Annotated in this window: 23 protein-coding genes; 7 read left to right on the top strand and 16 right to left on the bottom strand. The window is 66.1% G+C overall.

Annotation, left to right across the window (positions count from 1 at the left end):
* Window positions 1-203: 203 nt before the first annotated feature.
* From NP3_RS39450 to NP3_RS39460, 3 genes are all read right to left on the bottom strand, one after another.
* The gene (locus tag NP3_RS39450) at window positions 204-2,780 is read right to left on the bottom strand and encodes a ComEC/Rec2 family competence protein (RefSeq protein ID WP_218025024.1); all 2,577 of its coding nucleotides are present in this window, start codon (window positions 2,778-2,780) and stop codon (window positions 204-206) included.
* A complete protein-coding gene (locus tag NP3_RS48585) occupies window positions 2,777-3,865 on the bottom strand; it encodes a ComEA family DNA-binding protein (RefSeq protein WP_157124854.1) in 1,089 nt (362 codons plus the stop codon). Before NP3_RS48585 ends, NP3_RS39450 begins: the two co-directional genes overlap by 4 nt.
* 104 nt (window positions 3,866-3,969) lie before the next feature.
* Window positions 3,970-4,785 carry a class I SAM-dependent methyltransferase gene (locus tag NP3_RS39460; protein ID WP_063046807.1) on the bottom strand — a complete coding sequence of 272 codons (816 nt, stop codon included), beginning with the start codon at window positions 4,783-4,785 and terminating at the stop codon, window positions 3,970-3,972.
* A 62-nt stretch (window positions 4,786-4,847) separates the two neighbouring features.
* On the opposite strand from NP3_RS39460, the gene NP3_RS39465 reads away from it, so the two are divergent.
* A complete protein-coding gene (locus NP3_RS39465) occupies window positions 4,848-5,435 on the top strand; it encodes a TetR/AcrR family transcriptional regulator (protein ID WP_063046808.1) in 588 nt (195 codons plus the stop codon).
* Here the strand turns inward: NP3_RS39465 and NP3_RS39470 are convergent.
* Window positions 5,428-6,054 (bottom strand): histidine phosphatase family protein, encoded by a 627-nt coding sequence (locus NP3_RS39470; RefSeq protein ID WP_063046832.1) that lies wholly within the window; start codon window positions 6,052-6,054, stop codon window positions 5,428-5,430. The two genes, NP3_RS39465 and NP3_RS39470, sit on opposite strands and share 8 nt — an antisense overlap.
* Window positions 6,055-6,169: 115 nt before the next feature.
* Between NP3_RS39470 and ligD the strand changes: the two genes are divergently transcribed.
* The 3 genes from ligD (at window position 6,170) to NP3_RS39485 (ending at window position 8,008) form a co-directional block, all read left to right on the top strand.
* On the top strand, window positions 6,170-7,120 hold the full coding sequence (gene ligD, locus NP3_RS39475) for a non-homologous end-joining DNA ligase (protein ID WP_245721296.1): 951 nt from the start codon (window positions 6,170-6,172) through the stop codon (window positions 7,118-7,120).
* A gap of 64 nt (window positions 7,121-7,184) precedes the next feature.
* Window positions 7,185-7,502: an ArsR/SmtB family transcription factor gene (locus NP3_RS39480; protein ID WP_063046810.1), complete on the top strand. Its 318-nt coding sequence runs from the start codon at window positions 7,185-7,187 to the stop codon at window positions 7,500-7,502.
* Window positions 7,499-8,008 carry an SRPBCC domain-containing protein gene (locus NP3_RS39485; RefSeq protein ID WP_063046811.1) on the top strand — a complete coding sequence of 170 codons (510 nt, stop codon included), beginning with the start codon at window positions 7,499-7,501 and terminating at the stop codon, window positions 8,006-8,008. Before NP3_RS39480 ends, NP3_RS39485 begins: the two co-directional genes overlap by 4 nt.
* A gap of 149 nt (window positions 8,009-8,157) precedes the next feature.
* Here the strand turns inward: NP3_RS39485 and NP3_RS39490 are convergent, their stop codons facing one another.
* Window positions 8,158-8,649 (bottom strand): FBP domain-containing protein, encoded by a 492-nt coding sequence (locus tag NP3_RS39490; RefSeq protein ID WP_063046812.1) that lies wholly within the window; start codon window positions 8,647-8,649, stop codon window positions 8,158-8,160.
* Window positions 8,650-8,735: 86 nt separating this feature from the next.
* Window positions 8,736-9,395: a transcriptional repressor LexA gene (gene lexA / locus NP3_RS39495; RefSeq protein ID WP_063046813.1), complete on the bottom strand. Its 660-nt coding sequence runs from the start codon at window positions 9,393-9,395 to the stop codon at window positions 8,736-8,738.
* A gap of 106 nt (window positions 9,396-9,501) precedes the next feature.
* Between lexA and NP3_RS39500 the strand changes: the two genes are divergently transcribed.
* Window positions 9,502-10,257 (top strand): SDR family oxidoreductase, encoded by a 756-nt coding sequence (locus NP3_RS39500; protein WP_245721297.1) that lies wholly within the window; start codon window positions 9,502-9,504, stop codon window positions 10,255-10,257.
* The gene (gene thrS / locus NP3_RS39505) at window positions 10,202-11,662 is read left to right on the top strand and encodes a threonine--tRNA ligase (RefSeq protein ID WP_307680402.1); all 1,461 of its coding nucleotides are present in this window, start codon (window positions 10,202-10,204) and stop codon (window positions 11,660-11,662) included. The genes NP3_RS39500 and thrS overlap by 56 nt, the downstream gene beginning before the upstream one ends.
* 3 nt (window positions 11,663-11,665) lie before the next feature.
* Here thrS and NP3_RS39510 read toward each other — a convergent pair whose 3' ends face one another.
* The 8 genes from NP3_RS39510 to NP3_RS47365 all read right to left on the bottom strand — a co-directional run bounded on the left by NP3_RS39510 (window position 11,666) and on the right by NP3_RS47365 (window position 17,527).
* Window positions 11,666-12,166: an HIT domain-containing protein gene (locus NP3_RS39510; protein WP_218025025.1), complete on the bottom strand. Its 501-nt coding sequence runs from the start codon at window positions 12,164-12,166 to the stop codon at window positions 11,666-11,668.
* Window positions 12,167-12,422: 256 nt separating this feature from the next.
* Window positions 12,423-13,265: a DegV family protein gene (locus NP3_RS39515; protein ID WP_063046816.1), complete on the bottom strand. Its 843-nt coding sequence runs from the start codon at window positions 13,263-13,265 to the stop codon at window positions 12,423-12,425.
* A 3-nt stretch (window positions 13,266-13,268) separates the two neighbouring features.
* Window positions 13,269-13,964, bottom strand: coding sequence for a diglucosylglycerate octanoyltransferase (gene octT, locus NP3_RS39520; RefSeq protein WP_063046834.1), 696 nt, complete (start codon window positions 13,962-13,964; stop codon window positions 13,269-13,271).
* Window positions 13,965-14,460: 496 nt separating this feature from the next.
* A complete protein-coding gene (locus NP3_RS39525; RefSeq protein WP_063046817.1) occupies window positions 14,461-15,120 on the bottom strand; it encodes a histidine phosphatase family protein in 660 nt (219 codons plus the stop codon).
* Entirely contained in the window at window positions 15,117-15,554 is a 438-nt protein-coding gene (rsfS, locus tag NP3_RS39530) for a ribosome silencing factor (protein WP_063046818.1), read from the bottom strand. Before rsfS ends, NP3_RS39525 begins: the two co-directional genes overlap by 4 nt.
* On the bottom strand, window positions 15,555-16,196 hold the full coding sequence (nadD, locus tag NP3_RS39535; protein WP_063046819.1) for a nicotinate-nucleotide adenylyltransferase: 642 nt from the start codon (window positions 16,194-16,196) through the stop codon (window positions 15,555-15,557). It abuts the gene before it with no gap.
* A 48-nt stretch (window positions 16,197-16,244) separates the two neighbouring features.
* Entirely contained in the window at window positions 16,245-16,925 is a 681-nt protein-coding gene (locus NP3_RS39540; protein WP_063046820.1) for an RsiV family protein, read from the bottom strand.
* Window positions 16,926-16,990: 65 nt separating this feature from the next.
* Window positions 16,991-17,527 carry an RsiV family protein gene (locus NP3_RS47365; RefSeq protein WP_157124855.1) on the bottom strand — a complete coding sequence of 179 codons (537 nt, stop codon included), beginning with the start codon at window positions 17,525-17,527 and terminating at the stop codon, window positions 16,991-16,993.
* Window positions 17,528-17,570: 43 nt separating this feature from the next.
* Between NP3_RS47365 and NP3_RS48590 the strand changes: the two genes are divergently transcribed.
* Complete coding sequence (locus tag NP3_RS48590) at window positions 17,571-17,873, top strand: hypothetical protein (protein ID WP_063046822.1); 303 nt, start codon at window positions 17,571-17,573, stop codon at window positions 17,871-17,873.
* 179 nt (window positions 17,874-18,052) lie between these two features.
* Here the strand turns inward: NP3_RS48590 and NP3_RS39555 are convergent, their stop codons facing one another.
* Window positions 18,053-20,002, bottom strand: coding sequence for a hypothetical protein (locus NP3_RS39555; RefSeq protein WP_063046823.1), 1,950 nt, complete (start codon window positions 20,000-20,002; stop codon window positions 18,053-18,055).
* A gap of 1 nt (window position 20,003) precedes the next feature.
* The coding region (locus NP3_RS39560; RefSeq protein ID WP_063046835.1) for an HSP90 family protein at window positions 20,004-21,478 on the bottom strand (1,475 nt) is incomplete at its 5' end.

A 21,478-nucleotide genomic window follows, 5' to 3' on the forward strand; every position in this document is an offset into this window, starting at 1 on the left:
CACACCTCACAGGCACCTCCGATTTGTCACCGTACGTGTTCGAACTCGGACCTCCCGGTCGTCTGGATTTCCTTCCTTCATCAACAACCACGCGCTGTAGTCGGCAGACAGCTGTCCCGACTTCGGCCGGACGCGGGCCAACCAAGACCTGCGCTCGGAAGCTGCTCCGAGGTCGATCAGCTTTGTCCAGATCGGCGCGCGAACTATCGGGACGGCGATCTGGCTCGTCGAGCCGTCAGGGTTCGCAGCTGACGACCCTCGCCTAGAACCACGACGTCGCCTTGTTGATCGGTCCGGGCAACAGTGACGCCCAGCCCGGCCAGATCCGCGAGCACACCGGGGTGCGGATGGCCGAAGGTGTTGTCGGCGCCGACGCTGACCAAGGCGAGTCGAGGGTGGACGGTGGCGATGAATTCCTTTGTGGTCGTTCGGGAGCCGTGGTGCGGCAGCTTCAGCACGTCGGCCTGAACGGGAGCACCCGAGTGGAGCAGTCGTTGTTGCGCCGGTGCCTCGATATCGCCGGTGAACAGAATTCGGCCCGCGGGAGTGGTGGCGGCGATGACAATCGAGCGGTCGTTGGCGTCATCGGCGCTCGGCGGGCCGGGCGGGCGGTGCGCGAGTGGGGCCGGGGCCAGTACGTTCAGTTCGATAGTGCCGAAACGCAATACCTGTCCCGAGGACAGCTCGAGCACTGGGATGTGAGCCTGTGCCGCGAGACCGGCGACTTGCTCCGGACCGCTGACCGATGCACGCCGATCTCGTGGGGAACGCGGTGCGTTGGACGTGCCCGTCGACTCACCTGAATCCGCCTCGGATCTGGTCGAATTCGATATTCCCACCTCGTCGGCGCTTGCGGATTCGACGTCGACCGTTGTTCCGGATAGCTCGCCAGGCCCGACACCCAGGGCATCGACCGTCCGGCCTTGTAAGGCACCGGCCAGACCGGCGATGTGGTCGGCGTGCGGATGGGTCAGCACGAGCAGCGAGATTCGGTTGATGCGCATGCGATTCAGACAGGTGCGCATGATGCGCGGGTCCGGACCGACATCGATGACCACGGCCGTGTGATTACCGACAGACAATGCGAGTCCGTCACCCTGTCCGACATCACAGACGGCCAATACCCAGCCATCGGGTGGCCAGCCCGGATGCCAGACCCGCACCGGAATCAGCACGACCGCGACGCCGAGTAGAACGGCAGCGGCAAGACGACGCATTACCGCCGACCGCAATGCCAGCACAACGAGAACTACTGCCGCACAGGCGATCGCCCCGCCGGTGAGCCCACCGCGCACGGAGATCTCCGCGCCGGGCACATTCGCCGCGTGTTCGGCGACGAACAGCAGCCACCACAGTGGCGGTTGCGCGCAACGCAGTATCAGTTCGGCAAGCGTAGGCCAGGCCGCGGCGAGCGCGGCGCCGATAGCCCCGAGCACCGTGATCGGTGCGATTACCGGTTCGACCAGGATATTCGCGAGGATCGCAACCAAACTGAGCCGTCCGGTCACCGCGATCACCAGCGGTGTCGTCACCACGAACGCGGCGGCCGATACCGCGACGATCTCGGCTGGCACCCGCCACCAGCCGCGGGCGCGCAACCAGTCCGCCCAACTCGGCGCCAATAGGATCAGTCCGGCGGTTGCCAGCACCGACAGTCCGAATCCGGCACGCACCGCCAGTTCCGGCCACAGCGCGAGCAGACCGATGACCGCCGTGCAGAGCGCGGGCAATGCCTGCTTGCGGCGTCCGGTTACCAAGGCGAGCAAGGTAATCGCACCCATTGCCCCCGCCCGCAGCACACTCGGGTCCGGACGTGCCACCACAATGAACATCAGCAGTGCCGCCGCCGCGACCGCTGCACCGACGCGCGGGCCCAGGGTGAGCAGCCGCACCGCACCGAGTACAACCGCCAACAAGATCGTGAAATTGGCCCCGCTGACCACGCAGATATGTTCCAGCCCAGCGATTTCGAACTCCTCACGGACTTCGTCGGACAGCGCTGACGTGTCGCCCACCACCAGCGCGGGCAGCAGCCCGGCCTGCTGTTCGGGTAGTACACGTGCGGCCGACGCGAGGTCGGTGCGCACTGCCGCGGCGACCCGTTGCCACCAGGGCAACGCGCCGACCACCACCGGCGGTCCCTGTGCCCGCAACGTGGCGACGGTGAGGTCTCGGTGCCATGGCAGCTCAGGTTTGGCCCGAAACTCCACCGCCCGTCCGGGCAGCAGCCCGTCCCAGTCCGCACCGGACCCGAGAACCACCACGGTGCCGCCCGCCCGCACCGTCGAACCGCCTTGGCGGTAATCGCGCAAATGCGCCCGCACCGTCCACCGCTGCTCACCCCCGAATGCGCTGGACCGCACCGGTTTCGGATCATCGATGGGTGTGACGACCACACGCACCGAAGCCGCTGTGTTACGCAATGGATGCGTCACCACCCGGTGCTCGCGCCACGCCCCGGCCACCGCGAACCCGGCACCCAACAGCAGCGCTGCAAGTGCGGCAACGGCGACCACCCGCCATCGCTCACTGGGATGGGCCACCGCGCGCAACAGCACCATCCAGAGCCCGATCGCCAGCAGCACCAGTACCGACGCCAGCACCAGACCGGCCACCCATCCCACCGTCAGCGCGACAACCGTTGCACCCCAACAACTCAGCGCCGCAGGCAGCAACCGTGCGTCGAGCACCGGTACCGCCTCCATCGACGGCTCGCCGTCCTCGGCAGCCCGGCGGTCGATATCGCCCTGTCCGTCCGACACACCTTCGATTGCGGTCATACCGTCACCAGATCGCGCAGACGGGCGAGGCGGGCCGGGCCGATGCCGTCGACCTCACCGAGTTGGGCGACATCGGCGAATCGTCCATTCGTGGTGCGCCATGTGACGATTGCGCGGGCGGTGACCGGGCCGATGCCGGGCAGAGCGTCGAGTTCGGCTTCGGTTGCGGTATTGAGGTCGACTTTGCTCGCCGGGCGTTGTGCCGCAGCGGAATTCGGAGCCGAGCCGCCTGGCGGTCGTCCGCCTGCACTGATCGTGGTGCTGCCGAGTTGCGACCCCGGGTTCGGGCCACTTGAACCAACGAGAACCTGGTCGCCGTCCTGGAGACGCTGTGCGAGGTTGAGTCCGCTCAGATCCGCGCCGTCCTTGGCACCGCCAGCGGCGGCGAGTGCGTCGGCGACCCGTGCCCCGGCGGGCAATCGCACCAGGCCGCCGCGATGTACGAGGCCGACCACACTGATCACCAATTCCGTTGTGGGACTGGTGGTTACCGGCACGGCTGATGGTCCCGATCCGGATGCCGCCATGCTGACACTGGACAGCTCAGCCGGTACCGTGCCCGTGCTGATGCGCACCGCCGACGGCAGCGGCACCGCCTGCGCGACCGGTCGCTCACGCAACACCACGACGGCCGCGACGACCACCGCGGCCAGCCCGACCGCGACGAGCGTCACCAGCCCACGCCACCCCGGATCCAGTCGAGTCCCCCGAAATCGTTCCGGCACAAGATGATCCCGCCAGGCCGAACGGCGCTTCGGCTCATCCAGCCAACTCGGTGCCCGCACCTCGCCGACCCCGTCGTCATCATCCTCGAGATCGGCCCCGGCCGCCTCGGTAGACGAAACCTCGGGATCGGACTCCACCGCCTCGGACAACTCCTCGTCATCCCACCGCCCACCGCGAACCGGCGGCTTGCTTCGCCGCCGCGATCGCTGTCCGGACCTCGACGAACTCGGCGAACTTCGGCACAGCTCGCCGTCGGTACGCGCCGGACTTCCGGCACCGATCGTTCGGCTGGCACCGACTCGCTCGGTCAATACGCTCAGTCGTCGGCGAATCCGCTCACGCTCGTCATGTCGGGACATGGCGGCGACGCTAGTCCCGCGACAAGGTCGGGAATCCGTGTCGACCAGGCGAGATAAAAAGTCTGTTGATAACTCCGAGCCTGTGGATAACTTCGCCCGCTAGATCAGGTTCGCAAGGCGATGAGTACCGTCGTGCTGAACCGAACCACGAAGGAACCTCCCGCCGCATCAATGGCAGCCCCGACACCTTCCAGCACCTCTTCCTGTGTGGCAGAGGAGAATTGGGCGTGGCCGCCGGTTGTCGGCAACTGATCCAGCCACTCGTCTCGGGTGTACGTCCGCTCCCAGTCGAACGTCCACTGCTCGGGTTCACCGAAGCCACCCGCCGCCCGAATCCCCTCGATCGCCTTGTCGGACGGCGTCGCATACGTGGTCTTCGCCCCCGCCGCCCAACGGGCAGCGAGCGAGTCGGGGACGACCCGTTGATAGACCGCGGCAAAGGCTTCGGCCAAGTCCGTCGGCGGTTGGCCCGCATTCCAGAACACGGCCAGCCGTCCACCGGGTCGCAGCACTTCAGCGGCCTTCGCGGCGCCCGCGACCGGGTCCACCCAGTGCCAGGTCTGGCCGGAGATGACGGCGTCGAAGATTCGCCCCGCGGGGTCCCAGGCTTCGAAGGCAGACACTTCGACCTCGAAACCGTACTTCCGCGCCCAGTCACCCATCCGCGCATCGACCTCCACGCCCAGTACATGACAACCCGCCGCCCGGAACTGCCGGGCCGCGATGCCGGTACCGATGCCGACATCGACGATCTCAGGTCCGGGGCTGGCGGCGACGATCGCATCCACCATCGCCGCCGGATAGCTGGGCCGGGCCCGGTCATAACGTTCCGGGTCCGAGCCGAACGATTCGGCCAGCTCACGGGCTCGATGGGATTCGCGATGGTCGGAGGACGTGGGCTCCGAAGGTAGAGTGGGCATGCGCCCACCATAGTGGGCGCATGCCCACTTGCCAACGGGTGCGCCCGGGAAAAGGAGATACCGTGCCGACAGGCGTGGCCATGCGCGATCCGCGCGAGCAGCTATTCGAAGCCGCCGAGCGAATCCTGTTGCGAGACGGTCCGAATGCGCTGACCAGCCGCGCTGTCACCACCGAGGCAGGCTGCGCCAAGGGCGTCCTGCACCGGCACTTCGCCGATTTCGACGCCTTCCTCGCAGAACTCGTACTCGACCGCATCAGCCGAATCGATCGACAGTCCGCCGCCCTGCACGAATCAGCAGGCACCAGCACAGTTACCGACAATCTCACCGACGCCTTGACCACCGTCTTCGAATCGGTCGCGGTGGCCATAGTCAGCCTCGTCACCTTCCGCGACGAACTCCGCACCCGCCTGCGCCAGGTCCGCCCCTCCGGCGTGCCCGTACTCACCGAAGCGACAACCATGCTCGCGTCCTACCTCACCGCTGAACAGGCCCTCGGCCGCATCACCCCCGAGGCCGACACCGACACCGTCGCCCTGACCCTCATCGGCAGCGCCCACCTCCTCTTCGCCGACCGCAGCAACCCCACACCAACCCCCGAAGCCACCCGCAAAGTCGTAACCACCGTCATCGCAAGCACTCTCAGGTGAGATGGCGGGTGTCACCGAGGCTGACGACCTGGCGGTTGTGGAAGTAGTCATCCTCGCGCAGCTCCGTGATACTTCCCGGAGCAGCATGGAACCGGGCGTAACCGAGTGATTCGATCGGCAACATCGTCCACGCCGCAACAACGAAAGTGATTGCGCCGCCGTGGGTCACGACGATCTGACGATCGCAGTGACGTTGCCGGATCGCATCCATCGCCGCGTAGACGCGCTGCGCGAATGCGGCGATGGTCTCCGATCCCGGTATGCCTTCATCATGGCCCATTCGCTCTCCGACAAGCGGCGGCCGCACGAATCGCTGATCCAACCATTGCCGGGGCTTGCCCTCGGCCTCGCCGTAGGACTTCTCGCGCAATCGCGGATCGAGAATCGGCGGCACCCGCAGCACATTGCCGAGCACGGCCGCGGCCTGCGCCGCACGCCGTAGATCCGATGTGAACAACTCCACGCCGACCTGCGCCGGAATCCTCGAGCGAAGCGCATCGGCGATCGCATCCGCTGCGCGCAAACCGGCAGGCGTGAGTTGCGAGTTGTACCACCCTCCCACCAGGCCCTCAACGTGATGTGTCGACTCCGGATGAGCGATGACATAGATGATTCGCACGAGCCGATCCTCGATGAAAACACGGTTAGCGACCAATCAGCTATCCAGACCAATCGGTACCATTCAACTGATTGTCATCTCCGGCGAAAGGCCAGGCGATGGTGTCGAGGCGAATGTGACAAAGCTGCCGCGGTATGCGGCGATGCTGGCGCTCGCGGGCCACCTCCCCAGCGATGACCAACGCTGGGCATACGAGGTGAAATTCGACGGTATTCGCGCCATCGCGCAGGTCGACCGCGACCTGCGTCTGATCTCACGCAACGGCAACGACATCACTCCCGCGTGGCCCGAACTCGCCGATCTCGCCCCGGCGACCCCGCCCTTCGTCATCGATGGCGAAATCGTCACTTTCACCGCCGACGGCCGCAGCTCCTTCGAGGCGCTGCAACCACGCATGCACCAGCGCAATCCCGCGGCGATTCGAAGCCTCGCCAAGTCCGTGAAAGCGACTTACCTCATCTTCGATCTACTCCATATCGGCACACGCTCTCTGATCGATCTGCCTTACGAGCAGCGTCGGCAACTGCTGGAACAACTCGACCTGCGGGGTCCGCACTGGCGGGTTCCGCCGCGTCTGCACGGCTCCGGCGCCGACATCCTCGCCGAATCGCGACGGCTCGGCCTCGAAGGGATCGTGTGCAAGCGACTCGACAGCCCCTACCTGCCCGGGCGACGCAGCCCGCTGTGGACCAAGGTCAAGAACGTCAACGACCAGGAAGTCGTCATCATCGGCTGGCGGCCGGGTACCGGCCGCCGGGCCGGGCGCATCGGCTCATTGCTCATGGGAATCTACGACAACGCCGGAAAGCTGACCTATATCGGCAATGTCGGCACCGGATTCACCCAGGCGATGCTCGACGAGCTGAATGCGAGACTCCAACCGCTGCAACGCAAGACACCCACTGTCGACACCAGTGTTCCCGACGCCATTTGGGTCGAGCCCCAGCTTGTCGGTGAGGTGTCGTTCACCGAATGGACCGGTGACGACCGGCTTCGCCACCCGTCCTGGCGCGGCCTCCGTCTCGACAAGGAACCACGACAAGTGAAACGCGAACCTCAGCCCTGACGCCAGCGAACCTGACCATTGTATGCCTTGACGGTTATATAACCGATGAGGAATAGTCGGTTGCGTGACGACGCCGAAAGCACTTCAGGCGCTGGCCGAGCCGAATCGACTGGCCATCCTCGAGGTGCTGCGCGAGGGAGAGCAACCGGTGGGAGTGTTGGCGGAGCGGTTGAGCCTGAGCCAGCCCGCGGTGTCGAAACATCTGCGCATGCTCAGGGATGTCGGGCTGGTCGAGGTGCGCTCGGATGCCCAACGTCGCCTCTACCGCATCAGGCTCGAGCCGCTGGTCGAACTCGACAACTGGCTCGAGCCCTACCGCCGGTTGTGGAGCGCGCGCTTGGACCGACTGGAAGAACATCTCAACCGACGGAGGCAATCGTGACCGACGCTCAGCTGATTACCGATGGCGCACGACCGGCCGTACGACTGGAGCGCCAGCTACCCGACCCGCCGAAAGTGGTGTGGCAGGCCATCACCCAGCGAGAACAGCTCAAATCCTGGTTCCCCTGCGACGTCATCGTGGACGGCGGGGTCTGGCAGGTTGGCGCCGCGATAACCTTCCGCTTCCCGAGCGATGTCATCGACATGACGCTCAGCGGCGAAGTGCTGGCCGTGGACGAGCCGAATCTTTTGTCCTTCACCTGGGGCGAGGAGACCCTGCGCTTCGAGCTGACCGAGCACGAAGGCGGTACCCGCCTGGTGCTGGTCGACGAACTCCCACCAGGCGCGGCGGCACGCAATGCCGCGGGTTGGGACGAGTGCCTGGACCGCCTTGTCGGGGTCACGCCTGCGCCGGATGCCTGGAAATCCCGCTTCGCGGTCTACTCGGCGGCATTCGAGTCGGCTCTCGGTCCCCAGGAAGGCCCACCCGCCGATTACAAGGGCTGACCCGAAGGAATGATTCCTCTCCGGATGAGTGGGTCCGGACCGGATCCAGGCCTGCTCAACCGGAGAGGAATCCTGGGCATCCCGAGTTCTGTTGAGTGTCGGCACATGGCATCTACCTCCATTTCATAGCTGGGGCCGAATAAACGAATCTAGGTGAACAGCCTGGTGACGAAGGCGTTCATGTTGTCCCGGACCCGCTCGATCTTGGTCTCCTCGGTGATGAGATCTTCGCGGTACCGATTGCCGAGCGCGGGCGTTCGCTTACCGCGCGCGTAGAGCGAACACGCCAGATCGGTGCACATATAGGTACCGACCGAGTTGCCCCGGCGTCCGGATTCGCCCGCCTTGTGCGCGGTCATCAGCGAGACGCCCCCACCGGTATGCGCGGTCAGGCAGATCGCGCACATCTGGGTCCGGCCGGATCCGCCCGTTTCGTAGCGCAGCGCGACGCCGATGAGGCGATCGTCCTGCGGCACAACGAGATAGCCGCGGCCGGGCAGCGACGGATCGCTCCAGCCGAGGAAATCCAGGTCATCCCAGGGCTGTGCGTCCAGGTCCCGGGGCACCGGCAGCTTCTTGGCGGTCGTCTTGGAACAGTTGACGAACGACGACCTGATGTCGCGTTCGGTGACGGCTTTCATGACGGCATCGACTCCTTCGATAGATCGGTTGACAAACCGAAGGAACGCTACAGCTGGTCATTAGCCCAGGCAACGGAATTTCCAGCTCACACGCGGCGCATCACCGACACGACCTTCCCGAGCACCACGGCCTCGTCACCGTCGATCACGTCGTAGGCCGGATTGCGCGGCTCCAGATAGACGTGTCCGTTGCGACGCCGATAGACCTTCACCGTCGCCTCGCCATCGATCATCGCGGCGACGATTTCACCGGAATGCGCCTCGTGCTGTTTGCGGATCACCACCAGGTCGCCGTCGCAGATCGCCGCATCGATCATCGAATCGCCGCGCACGCGCAGCCCGAAAACCGTTCCGCGACCGACGAGTTCACGCGGCAGTGTCATCATGTCGTCGGCGTGTTCCTCGGCGAGAATGGGCGTACCCGCCGCGATATCGCCGACGACCGGAACCGCGACCGAATCCTCGGCCTGCTCCGGAGCCACTGACGCCTGCAGGAACATGCGCACATCGATCGGCCGCGACATGGTCTCGCTGCGACGCAGAAATCCCCTGTCCTCCAAGGACTTCAGATGCTTCGAGACCGAGGACGAGGACCGCAGCCCGACGGCATCGCCGATCTCCCTGGTATTCGGCGCGTACCCGTACCGCAGCACCCAGTCCCGGATCGTGGCGAGAATCCGCTGCTGACGCGGCGGCAGGGTCGAGGTGTCGAGGTGCTCGAAGGCATCGTGGTCGGATCCGGTCACCCGGGAATCCTAGAGGTGCGCGCGGACAATTCCCCGCTTTGTCACACCCGGCCCCCCTGCGTCGTCATACCGGTGAAGAGCAGCACATGGGAACTTTGGAGGAATCATGACGACCATCCTGCTGACCGGCGGCACCGGCACACTCGGCCGCCACGTCACACCACTGCTGGTCGAAGCCGGTTTCAAGATTCGAATGCTCAGCCGCAATGCCCACGAATCGACCGACGGCATCGAGTTCGTGACCGGAGATCTGCTGGCGGGCACCGGCGTCGAGGCCGCGGTCGACGGCGCGGCGATCATCCTGCACCTCGCGGGTGGCCCCAAGGGTGACGACATCGCGACCCGGCATCTGGTCGACGCCGCCGCCAAGGCGGGCGTGCAGCACATCGTCTACATCGGCGTGGTCGGCGCCGGGAAGCTGCCGATCGGCTACTTCCGGGCCAAGTTCGCCGCCGAACAGGCCATCATCGAATCGGGTGTGCCGTACACCATCCTGCGCGCGGCCCAGTTCCACGATCTCGCCCTGAAGACCGCACAAGCCATGGCGAAGAGCCCGATCGTTCCCGCACCGGGCGCGATCCTGTGGCAGCCGGTCGATTCGCGAGAAGTGGCCGCGCGCCTCGTGGACCTGACCCGCGGCGCACCGGCCGGACTGGTAGCCGATCTGGTCGGGCCGACTGTGTACACGATGGCCGAACTGATCCGCGGATACCTGAAGGCCGAGGGCAAGCGTCGGCTGTTCCTGCCGGTTCCGGTGCCCGGCAAGATCGGGCGCGCGTATCGCGCGAAGAAGAATCTGACCCTCGATGGTGCGACGGTCGGCAAACTCACCTGGGAGAACTTCCTGGCCGAGCAGGTGTGAATCTCCTCCCGCAACCGCAGTAATAAATGATGTGCCGACACCACGTCTGCTCTGCTACCGTGGCCGACATGAAGCGCGCTGCTGTGACGACGACGCCGGAGACCGTCCCGGCGCGCTGATTGCTGTCCAGATCGAAAGCCCCGGGCGAGTGCCCGGGGCTTCGTCTTGTGCGCACTCGCCCGCTGTCCGCGAGGAGACCCCCGTGCACGACCACCGCAAACTCGGCCGCGAACTAGGCCTGTTCGATACCGACCCGCTGATCGGATCCGGCCTGCCGTACTGTCTGCCGGACGGCGCCACCGTGCGCCACGCACTCGAGGAGTTCATTCGCACCGCGGAACGACGCGCCGGGTACCGGCACGTGTACTCACCGGTGCTCGGGAAGCGCGAGCTCTACGAAATATCCGGGCACTGGTCGCACTACCGCGACGACATGTTCCCGCCTATGCAGTTGGGCGGCGAGCAGGTGGTGCTGCGCCCGAGCCTGTGCCCGCATCACGCGGTGATGTTCCGCTCCCGCTCGCACAGCTACCGCGAATTGCCTTTGCGGATGGCCGAATTGGGCGGGATGTATCGATCGGAACTCTCCGGTGTACTCGGCGGACTCACCCGTGTGCGCGCGATCCAGCTCAATGACGCACACATCTTCTGCACCGTCGATCAGGTAGCCGACGAGGTCGCGGGCGCATTGGAACTCATTCGATCGGCGCACGCGGCCATGGGGATCCGGCCCACCCGATACCGCCTCTCGCTACCCGGACCGGGCGGGAAATACATTGCCGGCCCGGAACTCTGGCAGCAGTCGATCGCCATGCTCACCGATGTGCTCGACCGCTCCGGCCTGCCCTACGAAGCAGCCGAGGGCGAGGCGGCCTTCTACGGCCCCAAGATCGATATTCAGTTCACCGACAGCGCGGGTCGCGAATTCACCCTGTCCACCGTGCAGGTCGACTTCCACCAACCGGAGCAATTCGATCTGCACTACATCGGCGCGGACGGGGTCGGGCATCGGCCGGTCATGGTGCACCGCAGCATTATCGGCAGCGTCGAGCGGGCCGTCGCGCACCTGATCGAGGTGCACGGCGGTGCGTTCCCGGCCTGGCTTGCTCCGACCCAGCTGGTCGTCCTACCGATTTCGGCGGCCGAGGCGGCACCCGCCGAAGAACTCGTCGAACGCTGTCTCCAGCTCGGACTGCGCGCCGAAATCGCCGATCAGGGCAGTCTCGGCGCGCGCATTCGCGAAGCCCGCCTGGTCCCCTACCAAGTCGTGATAGGTCCGAAGGAGGTCGCGAATAACCTTGTTGCGGTGCGGCTTCGGGACGGACGACGCCTCGAACCGCTAACTGCCGACGAATTGCTTTCCCGTATAATCGAACTCATCGCCGCGCACAGCATCCTGCTCTGACCGTCAATGCTCGGTGACGAAGTGGATCGCCAAGCGGTCGCACAGTTCACCGAGTGCGCACGCATCTATGTGTGGCGCGTCCGGCCACGCGTCGGCGTTCGTCCACGGTACCGAGGCTGGGGTGCCGTGCGGACGAGCGAATACGTGCTGATGGAAATGCGCGACGCTGCGCCCGGTGATGGCGGAGAACACGAATTCCGGTGCCAGCTCGACGTGTAACGCGTGTGCGGCGCGTCGAGCGGCCCAGCCCACCGCGTGGGCCTCGGCATCGGTCAAGGTGGACAATGTCGGTGCGTGTCGCCGGGTCTCCACGAAGAGGTAGCCCGGCACCGGCGCGCCCTCGGTGAGCGGCCGATGCGTGACCAATACCAGGTCATCCGCGTAGATCACCGGGCCGACCAGCGCACCGATCCCCCGATGCTTATCGCAGATCGGGCATTCGGTCCCCACGTCGTCACCATAGCTGCCGTACACCGCCTCGATATCGAAGCTTCGCCATCCCACTCGATATCGCCGAGCGCCGTTGCGGCACTTGGTGATATCCCGCTGACGAGGTCGGGTCGGGCGGTGCCGCCTGGCGGCACCGCCGCACATTGTGGATCGTGGCATCGTCGATCAGTTCAGTGCCTCAGCGGTCATGCCGCGACGTTAGTCACCGCCGGTGCCGACCGAAGGGGTTGCGATCACGCAGAAATTATTACGCTTACCACGCCATTCGACCGGAGATGCGGCACACCCGCGAGTGCTGGACCGTAGCCGATCAGGCGCAGCCGCCGGGGACGACCAACACACCGACCGCACCGACGCCGAGGTGGACTGCCAGCGTCGGCCCGAATTCCGCGACGATCAATTCGCGGATGCCGGGCAGCAACTCGCGCAGTTGGGTGGCGACGGTATTCGCGGCATCCTCGGCACCCAGGTGTTGTACGGCGACGGCGGCGCCATCATCACCCGCCGCATCCACCGCTGCCGCAACGAGTTTGGCGTAGGCCTTGGAGCGGGTACGAACCTTTTCGCGCAGTTCCAGGCGGCCCTCGACGATCTGCAGCAGCGGTTTGCTCACCAGTTCGCTGCCGAAAAAGGCCGCGGCGCTGCTCAATCTGCCGCCACGGCGCAATTGCTCGGTGCGGTTCACCAGGATGAAGGTGCGTGATCGACTGGCCGCGGCGACAGCGGTGTCATAGACGACATCCAATGTCGCGCCAGTGTGCGCGCGGCGCGCGGCGGCGAGCACCGGCAAGCCGGTAGCCAGACCTGCGCCGAGTGAATCGACCAACCGGACCTGATCGGCGGCATCCATATCGCGAACCGCCTGCCGTCCCGCCTCCCAGGTACCGGAGAGTTGGCGCGAAAGATGTACCGCGACAACGCCGTCCCCATTGCTGCGCGCAAGCGCCTGCTCGTAGACGGCACGCAGCTCACCGGGTGAGGCCGCCGAGGTCGTCACGGTATCCGAGCCGTAGTCGATATCGATGGCGTCGACGCCTTCGCGGATGGTGCGGTCGCCGACCAGCACATGCAGTGGTACAACGGCGATGTCCAACTCGGCGACGAGTTCGGCAGGGAGGCTGGCGGACGAATCGGTGACGACCACAACGGCCACGGACTACCGAACCTCCTGCAAGGTCTTCACCATCGAATTCGCCACCGCGGTATGCCCGGCCCAGCCCCAGTGGATGCCGTCCGGATTCGCGTCGCCGGAGAAGATGTCCTCGCGCACCGCTTCACCGAGATCTACCAGCGGGACGGAAGTCTTGTCCGACCATGCGCGCAGTGCCTCGACCGCAGGCTCCCGGCCGCTGTGCACGTGCCCGTAAGCGGCGCAGTTGTGCACGGACGGCAGTACCGCGACGACCGGCAGATCCGGACGCAGCTGGGCCAGCGCTTCGCGTGACTGCTCCAGGTAGTCCACGCTCACCTTCGGCGGCAATGCCACGGGCCGACCGAGTTTCGACAGCTTGGGCTGCAGCCAATTGTAGGTGGCGCGGACCCCCCGACGCAGTACGGGCGGACGCACATAGCGGATCAACTCGCGCAGCGCGGTCGGCAGCGGCGAGGGCAAGGTATCCATGCCGCCGACCGCGAAGACGACCGCACCCGCGCGCGGCACCGCGGCCCACACCCGAGGGTCGCCGATCAGCGCCCAGTACGCGTCCCGGCAGGTCCAGCCGATCCGCCCGATCAGCTCGACATCCCAATCGAGTTCGGCACCGACCAGATTCGGCCAGATCTTCGGATGATCCGCGGGCAGCCCGCCCTTCGGACCGAAGTAGGACAGCGAGTCCGCGATCACCAGCAGCACCGGACGATCCGATTCATCGGTCGAGGCCGGGTCGGCCGTAACCTCGTCGCCGGTAACCGATTCGAGCGAGGGATCGTCGACGACCGAATCCACTGTGGATTCGTCACCGCTCGCCGAAACCGCGACCGTGACTTCAGGCTCGGATTCCGCTGCGGAACTAATAGATTCGTCTTCGGATTCAGCGCCGATCGTCGACGCCGCGATATCCGTATCGGAAGCTGCCGCAACATCTTCTGGTGGTTCACTTGCTGGTTCGGCTGGCTCCGCGCCGGTTCCGAACTCGGTCGCGTACGCGGCGGGCTCCTCGTTACCGTCACCGGAGTCGGCGGCGGCAACCGATTCGTCGCTGTCGGACTCGGCCGACTGCGCCTCGGCCGGTTCCTCCGGCTCGACCGTCTTCACCGGGGGAGGTCCGAACAGAGCGTCCGGGATCGCCCGTTCGGGCTTCGCCGAAACCCGACGGAACAATTCATCCGGTACCTGCCGAACCGGTTCTTCAGAGGACATCCGGGGCCACCTTCGCCGCTGCATTCCACACATCCAGGCGCCAACCGGGCTGATCGATGCTCGGACCGTGACTGCTCAGCTGCACCCAGCTGGTATTGGCCAATCCCCCTAGGGCAGGCCAGTTCCGCGGCGGCAGGTCGAGCAGCGCGGCCGTTAGGGCGGCGATCAGCCCGCCGTGCGCCACCAGGATGATAGTCCGGCCTGGCCAATCCTGCCGCTCGGCGAACAATTCTCGAACAACCGGTAGGGACCGTGCGCCGACCTCGAGTTTGCTCTCACCGCCGGGCGGGGTATAGGCCGCATCCAAGCGCCACGCGACCCGCGCGCCCGGATAGTCGGCGTCGACCTCCAGATGGGTCAACCCCTCCCAGTCCCCGAGGTTGGTTTCGCGCAGCCGCCGATCCGGGACCACCGGAACATCGGTGTGGTCGGCCAGTGCCGAGGCGGTATCGAAGGCGCGCCGCAGATCGGAGGACACGATGGCGATCGCATTGCGCGAAACCAGTTCGCGCGCGGCCTCTTTCGCCTGACGACGACCGAGCTCGGTGAGATCGGTGTCGATCTGCCCCTGCATCCGGTCGGATGCGTTCCACTCGGTCTGCCCGTGCCGCAGCAGGATCAGCGTGCGGACGCCGGCATACTTGCTCACTCGCGTTCTTCCCCCGCTTCACCATGCGCCACGACACCCTCGGACTCGGTGTGCTTGAAAACCTCGGTCCCGGCCGCGATCCCGTCCACCGGAACCGCCGGACAATCCTTCCAGAGCCGTTCCAGCGCATAGAAATTGCGTTCGTCATTGTGCTGGATGTGCACGACGATGTCGACGTAGTCCAGCAGTGCCCACCGGCCCTCGCGGGTCCCCTCGCGCCGGACCGGCTTGTGCCCGGCTTCGCGGAGCTTCTCCTCGACATTGTCGACGATGGCATTGACCTGACGCTCGTTCGGCGCGGAGGCGATCACGAAGCAGTCGGTGATCACCAACTGTTCGGAGACGTCGAGCACCACGACGTCGGTGGCCAGCTTCTCGTCCGCCGCACGCGCGGCGACCTGCGCCATCTCCACCGATTCGACAGATGCGCTCAATTATCTACCTTCCACTCCTACGGGCACATATAAATGCCGCTTCGATATGTACTGCACGACGCCGTCGGGCACGAGGTACCACACCGGCCGGTTCTCGGCGGCGCGGCGACGGCATTCACTCGACGAGATCGCCAACGCCGGGATCTCGATCATGGTCACCGCATCGACCGGCAGGTCACGCAGATGCTCCTCGAGATGATCGGTGTTCAGCTCATACCCCGGTCGGCTCACCCCGACGAATTTCGCCAGTTCGAACAACTCCGCCCAATCCTGCCACGTCAAGATGTTGGCGAGCGCGTCAGCTCCGGTGATGAAGTACAGCTCGGCGTCGGGATGCTTGGTACGCATCTCACGCAAGGTGTCGACGGTGTAGGTGACCTTGCCCCGGTCGATATCGGCCCGGCTGACCGAGAATCGGGGGTTGGACGCGGTCGCGATCACGGTCATGAGGTAGCGATCCTCGGCGGGGCTGACCTGCTTATCGGCCTTCTGCCACGGCTGTCCGGTCGGGACGAAGATCACTTCGTCCAGTTCGAACCGGTTCGCGACCTCGCTGGCGGCGACGAGGTGGCCGTGGTGGATGGGGTCGAAAGTGCCACCCATCACCCCCAGCTTGCGTCGACGCCGACCGTTCTCCTGCATGAGAGCCGAGCTTAACCGGTCGGTTCGGTCCGAGCCGGGGCCGGACGGTCAACTGCTGACGACCGCCCGCAGACCCGGCTTCAGCACACCGTCGAGTTCGGACCACGGGATCGTGATGTCGATATAGCCCAGCGCATGCGAAGCGATCTCCCCGAGGTAGACGCGCAGACCGTCGGGCATGGCCAGCCAGTCCTTGAAGTTCTCCACGGCCGGTGCGATGCGCTGCTTGTCGTAGGGGTTCGTGCCGACGCGGGTCTTGGGGATCTGCACCTCTGCCTGCGCCGACAGTCGATCGAGGGCCTTCGGCAGATCGGTGAACAGATCCGGCAGGGTGAGCGCCTTGCCGGTATCGATATCCGTCACGTGGGTGCGTTTGAAGGTCGTCGGATGCGTGTAGCCGTCGTCGACCTCGATGCCGAGCACACCGCTGAGCACATGGCGGCCGATGTGCGCGACCTCACTTTTGTACCCCTTCACCTTCTGGTTCTCCGCCGCGGCCCGCAGGTACGGATCCAGCTCGGCGCGCAAGCCGTCGTTGAAGTCGGTGCGCGCATCCTCGGTTCCGCCCTCGACCTGCGGCAGGTCGAAGGAGTACCAGGGGCCCTCGAGCCGAATCGAGGTTGCGGTGAAGGGCGGTGCCGCGGGCGAATCGGCCCGGTCGGCGGCCCCGCACGCCGTCAGTACGGCGAACAGGACGCCGACCAGGACAGCGGCAGCGGTCTTCCTCATTTCGCCTCCCCGAATAGCTCGCCTTCGTGCCCGAGAACGTACCACCGCGAACTGTCGAGGGTTCGTCAGCTGCTGACGACCGCGCGCATCCCCGGCTTCAGCACGCCGTCCAGCGCGGACCACGGCACGGTGACATCGATATTGCCCGCGGCATGCGAGGCGATCTCACCGAGATAGATCCGCATGCCCTCCGGCGTGGCGACCCAGGTCTGGAAGTGCTCGGCGACCGGGGTGAGCAGGCTCTTGCTGTAGCCGGTCGCTCGCGGATTCTGCTGCACCTGGGCCTCGGCCTGAGTCGAAAGCGTGTTCAGGCCCTGCTGCAGGTCGGTGAACAGGTCGGGCAGGGTGATGGCCTTGCCGGTATCGATGCTGGTGACATGCGCGGCGTCGAAGCTGTTCGGATGCGCGGCGCCCTCGCCGTACATGATGACGACCAGGTGCCCGCTGAGCACCTGCGAACCGATGCGGGCGACCTGGCTGTCACCGCCGGTGACCGAATCGCCCGGACGGCTGATGCGGTCGATCCACTCCTGCGCCCCGGCCCGCATCGCCGCGTTGAATTCGGTTCTGGCATCGGCCTTTCCGCCGCTCACCTGGGGCACGTCGATCTTGTACCCGGCACCCTCGAGATGAACTGTTGTCGCGGTGAAGGTTTCGGCTCGAGGCGATCCGGCGACGGTCGTCGACGCGGCCGGTGTCGCCGTCACCGACGCGGCCGGTGTCGCCGTCACCGACGCGGCCGGTGTCGCCGTCACCGACGCGGCCGGTGTCGCGGTCGTCGACGATCCGCCCCCGGTCGTCGGCGATTCGTCCGGCCCACAGGCCGTGAGTACTGCGGCGCTGGCCAGCGCGCCGATAACAGCAGCGGTCTTCTTCATCCGGAGCTCCGAATCGACAACGCACCGAGCCGATCTCGGTGTCCTCCCCAACAATGCCGATGCCCCCTAACAGTTTTCTTATCGTCCGCAAATGCACGCTGATAGCCGGGGCGGGCGACCTGCTGATCATCAATGTCCCCCTGGTGCGTGACGGGTTGATCGTCTCGACCCGGATTACTCCAATCCGCTTGCCGGTGCCATCGCTTTCGACCAGATCGAGACGCTACTGGGCGGACTGGTTCTGGGTGATCAGTGGTCGTCGCGCTGCATGTCGGCGAGTTGGGTGCGGGTGTTGAGGAGTTCGGTGGTTACCTCGGGCGAGGGGGATGTTTCGGCGATGTTCTCCAGTTCGGCGAGTAGGTCGCGCATGGTGGTGAGCCAGGGGCGGTCGGATTCCATACCGGCGCCGTAGAGCTGTAGCCAGGCGGCGGAGCGCAGGCATTTGGCTCGGGGGCCGATGCGGTCGAGGGTGCCCCAGAGGTGGGCGGCGCGGAGGAAGGCGACGACAGCTTGTTCGTCTTCGCCGCAGTAGTCCAGCACCGAGGCGGCGGACCAGGCGAGCTCGGCTTCGAGTTCGACGCGGTCGGGGTCGTTGTGGACCAGACGGGCCGCCTCGACGAATTGCTGTGCCGCATCACGGAATCGGTTGAGCTTGCGCAGGGATTCGCCGTATTGGCGGCGCACGATCGCCATTTCGGCGCGCGGATACGGCTGCTCGCCGGTCGCGAAGCACTGCTCGAAGAGGGCCGCCGCCTCCCCGTGCCGTCCGGCCCGGTGGCAGGCTCGCGCGGCGACGAAGGTGAGGTGTATCGCATCCGCCGCCGAAATCGGCTCCCACCGTGCGGCCGCGGTGAGCGCCGCATCGGCCAGTTCGTATTCCCGGCCCTGCTGTCCGGAGAGCACCATGACGAGCTGAGAACTCAGCCGGGCGAGATGTTCGGCGGGCAGCGCGGTCGCGCCGATCGAAAGCGCTTGGCGCAGATATTGTTCGGCATCTTTCGGATTGTCGACGAGACGTACTGCGGCAAGTTCGGCCAGCTGCCGCGCGTCCTCGGCTTGTTCCTCAACGGTCGCGGTCTCCACAGGCGCGACAGCGGCAACCTTGCGCGGCAGCGTATTTCGCGCACCGAGCGGCAGGTGGTCGACCATCGGTTGTCGCGCGAGCCGGGCCGCGACCCGCTCGCTGACCACCGTATTGCCATTGCGCGCGTCATAACGTGCGGTGAGCTCGCCGATTTCGACGCTCAGCTTGTCACGTACCGAATCCACCGTGCCCACACCGACTTCGAGTGCATCGAGATCCAGCTCGGTCAGCCGCCGCAACAGCACGCACACTCCCGATATGAAGGCCAGCCGAATGGCGGCGTCCGCACCGGGATCGGTCAGCCAGGCCGCATGTTCGGCCAGTATCTCCAGACCACGCGCCTCATTTCCGGTCAGTGCGCAGAACTCGATGTGCTCACCAATCGAGCGCCGCAGATCCGGAAGGTGGCGCACCAGTGGATAACCTGTCAAATGCGCACTGCGCGCCTCGGCGGTGCGCCCGGTGCGCAGCATCGGCAGCAAGGCCTGCCCGAGCACCCGATGCGGCTCTTCGGCACAGCTGCGAGCACCGTCGATGACCGGACGCCAGCTCTCCAACGCGGACTCGTCGTCTCCGGCCTGCGCGTAGTTCGCACCCCACTGGTTGCGTTCACAGGCATCACAATCGGACATTCCGTCGCGCGGTGCCGCGCGCGCGGCGTCCAGCAGTTCGGCGGCCAAGCCGTCCTGCCCCAGTTCCCGCGCCAGGTCGGAGCGCAAGGCGAGCACCGGGCGCGCGCTGTATCCCCGCTGCCGGTAACGACTTTCGAGCTCGTCGAGCCAACGGTAGGTGGTCTGCAGCGGCACCGCGGGATTCTCGATCAGACCCCAGGTCAGCCATTTCAGATACCAGTGCACCGAATGCGTCATCGGACCGAGTTCGGCCGGGAATTCGTCGTAGATCCGCAACAGCCTGCCATAGGCGACCGGTGCCAGATCGCGTTCGCCCGCATAGGCATACGCCTGAGCGAGCTCCAACAGGACACTCCCCTCCAGTGCCCGGTCCGCACCCGACTTCGCCTCGACGGCAAGCATTTCCAGTCGTTCCGTGCGACCGCGTCCATGTGGCAGCGAACGGCTCTGCGCCAGCGCGGATTGGATCTCGGAGGTATCCATCTCAGGCCTCCTCCGCGGTGTCGCCCGCCGCACGCCGGGTCGCCCAGCTGAGGAATTCGCCGAAAGCGCGATTGAGCAGCGCGGTATCGGCCGGTCGCAGCGGCCGGTGCGTCATCAATAACGCTTGGCCGTAGAGCGATTCGACCGCGGTCCGCAGGAAGGCCGGGTCGTCGATCCGGCTCAAGCGCCGGACCACCGGGCTGTTGTGGTTCAACACCAGTTGGGCACGGGGTGCGCTCGCCTCCAGCGCCCCGAGGATTTCGGTCCAGAGCTCATCCGCGCCGACGGTGGTCTCGACCCGTGCTCGCTCATTGCGCGCACCCCGGCTGTCCAGATGCAGTGCAGGCACCGAAACCGGATGGAACGCACGCAGAATCACATCGCAGGACAGCGGATCCAGTGCCGTGCGCGCCGCCGCGAGCACCGGAGCCAACAAGAGTTCCTCGGCGGGATCCACCGGGTCGAGAGCGGCCGTAACGGCGGCGGCGTCCAGCTCGGTCACCGTGACACCAGGCAGGATCGTCGGCAGCAGCGCGACGAGTTCCGCATCGTAGGTATAGCCGCCGTTGACGACGCCGATGCCTTGCGCGGCCGCGGTGGCAGCGACCTGGCGGAATTCCTCCACCGTCGCCGTCACCCGCACGGTCGGATGGTTGCGCGCGAATTCGGTCAGCGGAACCCGGCCGTCGGTCGTCTCGAACAGCAAGTGCGGCACCATGATCCGCAGCATGTCCGGCGAATGCCGCGCCATCGCCTTGACACCGAGTGCGTGCACGGACAGGAATGCGGCGAGCCGCTCGGGCTGTTCGGCGGCGATTTCGGTGAGCCAGTCGCGGATTCGGTCGCCGAGGCTGTCGCGGACGATGGCGAGGCGTTCGTCTTCGTAGAGGCCCTCACGTGAGGCGGTCGGGCGCAGGCTGTCGGTATAGATGACACAGCGCACGAAGAAGGCCCAGTCCGGCAGCAGTCCGCGCACCGCGTCACCGAGCAGCATGCCCTTGAGATACACCCGGTGCGCACTGCTTTCAGCCGGATTGCCCGGCTGTGACAGCACGAAGGCGACCCCGCTGACCCCCGCCAATTCGGCATCGAGATCGATCACATCCAGCGGTGTGAACCCCAGGACACGCTCGCCGTACTCGAATAGCGCCGCACGCCGTTGGGCCGGGGATGCATAGGCGCGCCGCCACACCGGCGGACCATCGGTCGCGCGGAGTCCGGCACCATTCGCCTCGACCGTCACCTCGTAGGGCAGCAGCGAACCATAATCGCGGACCAGATCCAGCACCCGCCCCGGTGTGAACCACGCCTGCGCACCGGCTCGCGGCGTGAGATGCACCGTGGTGCCCGGCTCTTGCTGCTCTGCTGGATCGAGCAGACGCAGCGAATAGGTGCCGTCGGCGGCGGCCAGCCATTCCACGGACCGTGCGTCGGGATCGAGGGCCGAGCGGGTGACCACGCGGATCGTCTCGGCCA

It is taken from the genome of Nocardia pseudovaccinii NBRC 100343 (assembly GCF_001613225.1).
Lineage (GTDB): Bacteria > Actinomycetota > Actinomycetes > Mycobacteriales > Mycobacteriaceae > Nocardia > Nocardia pseudovaccinii.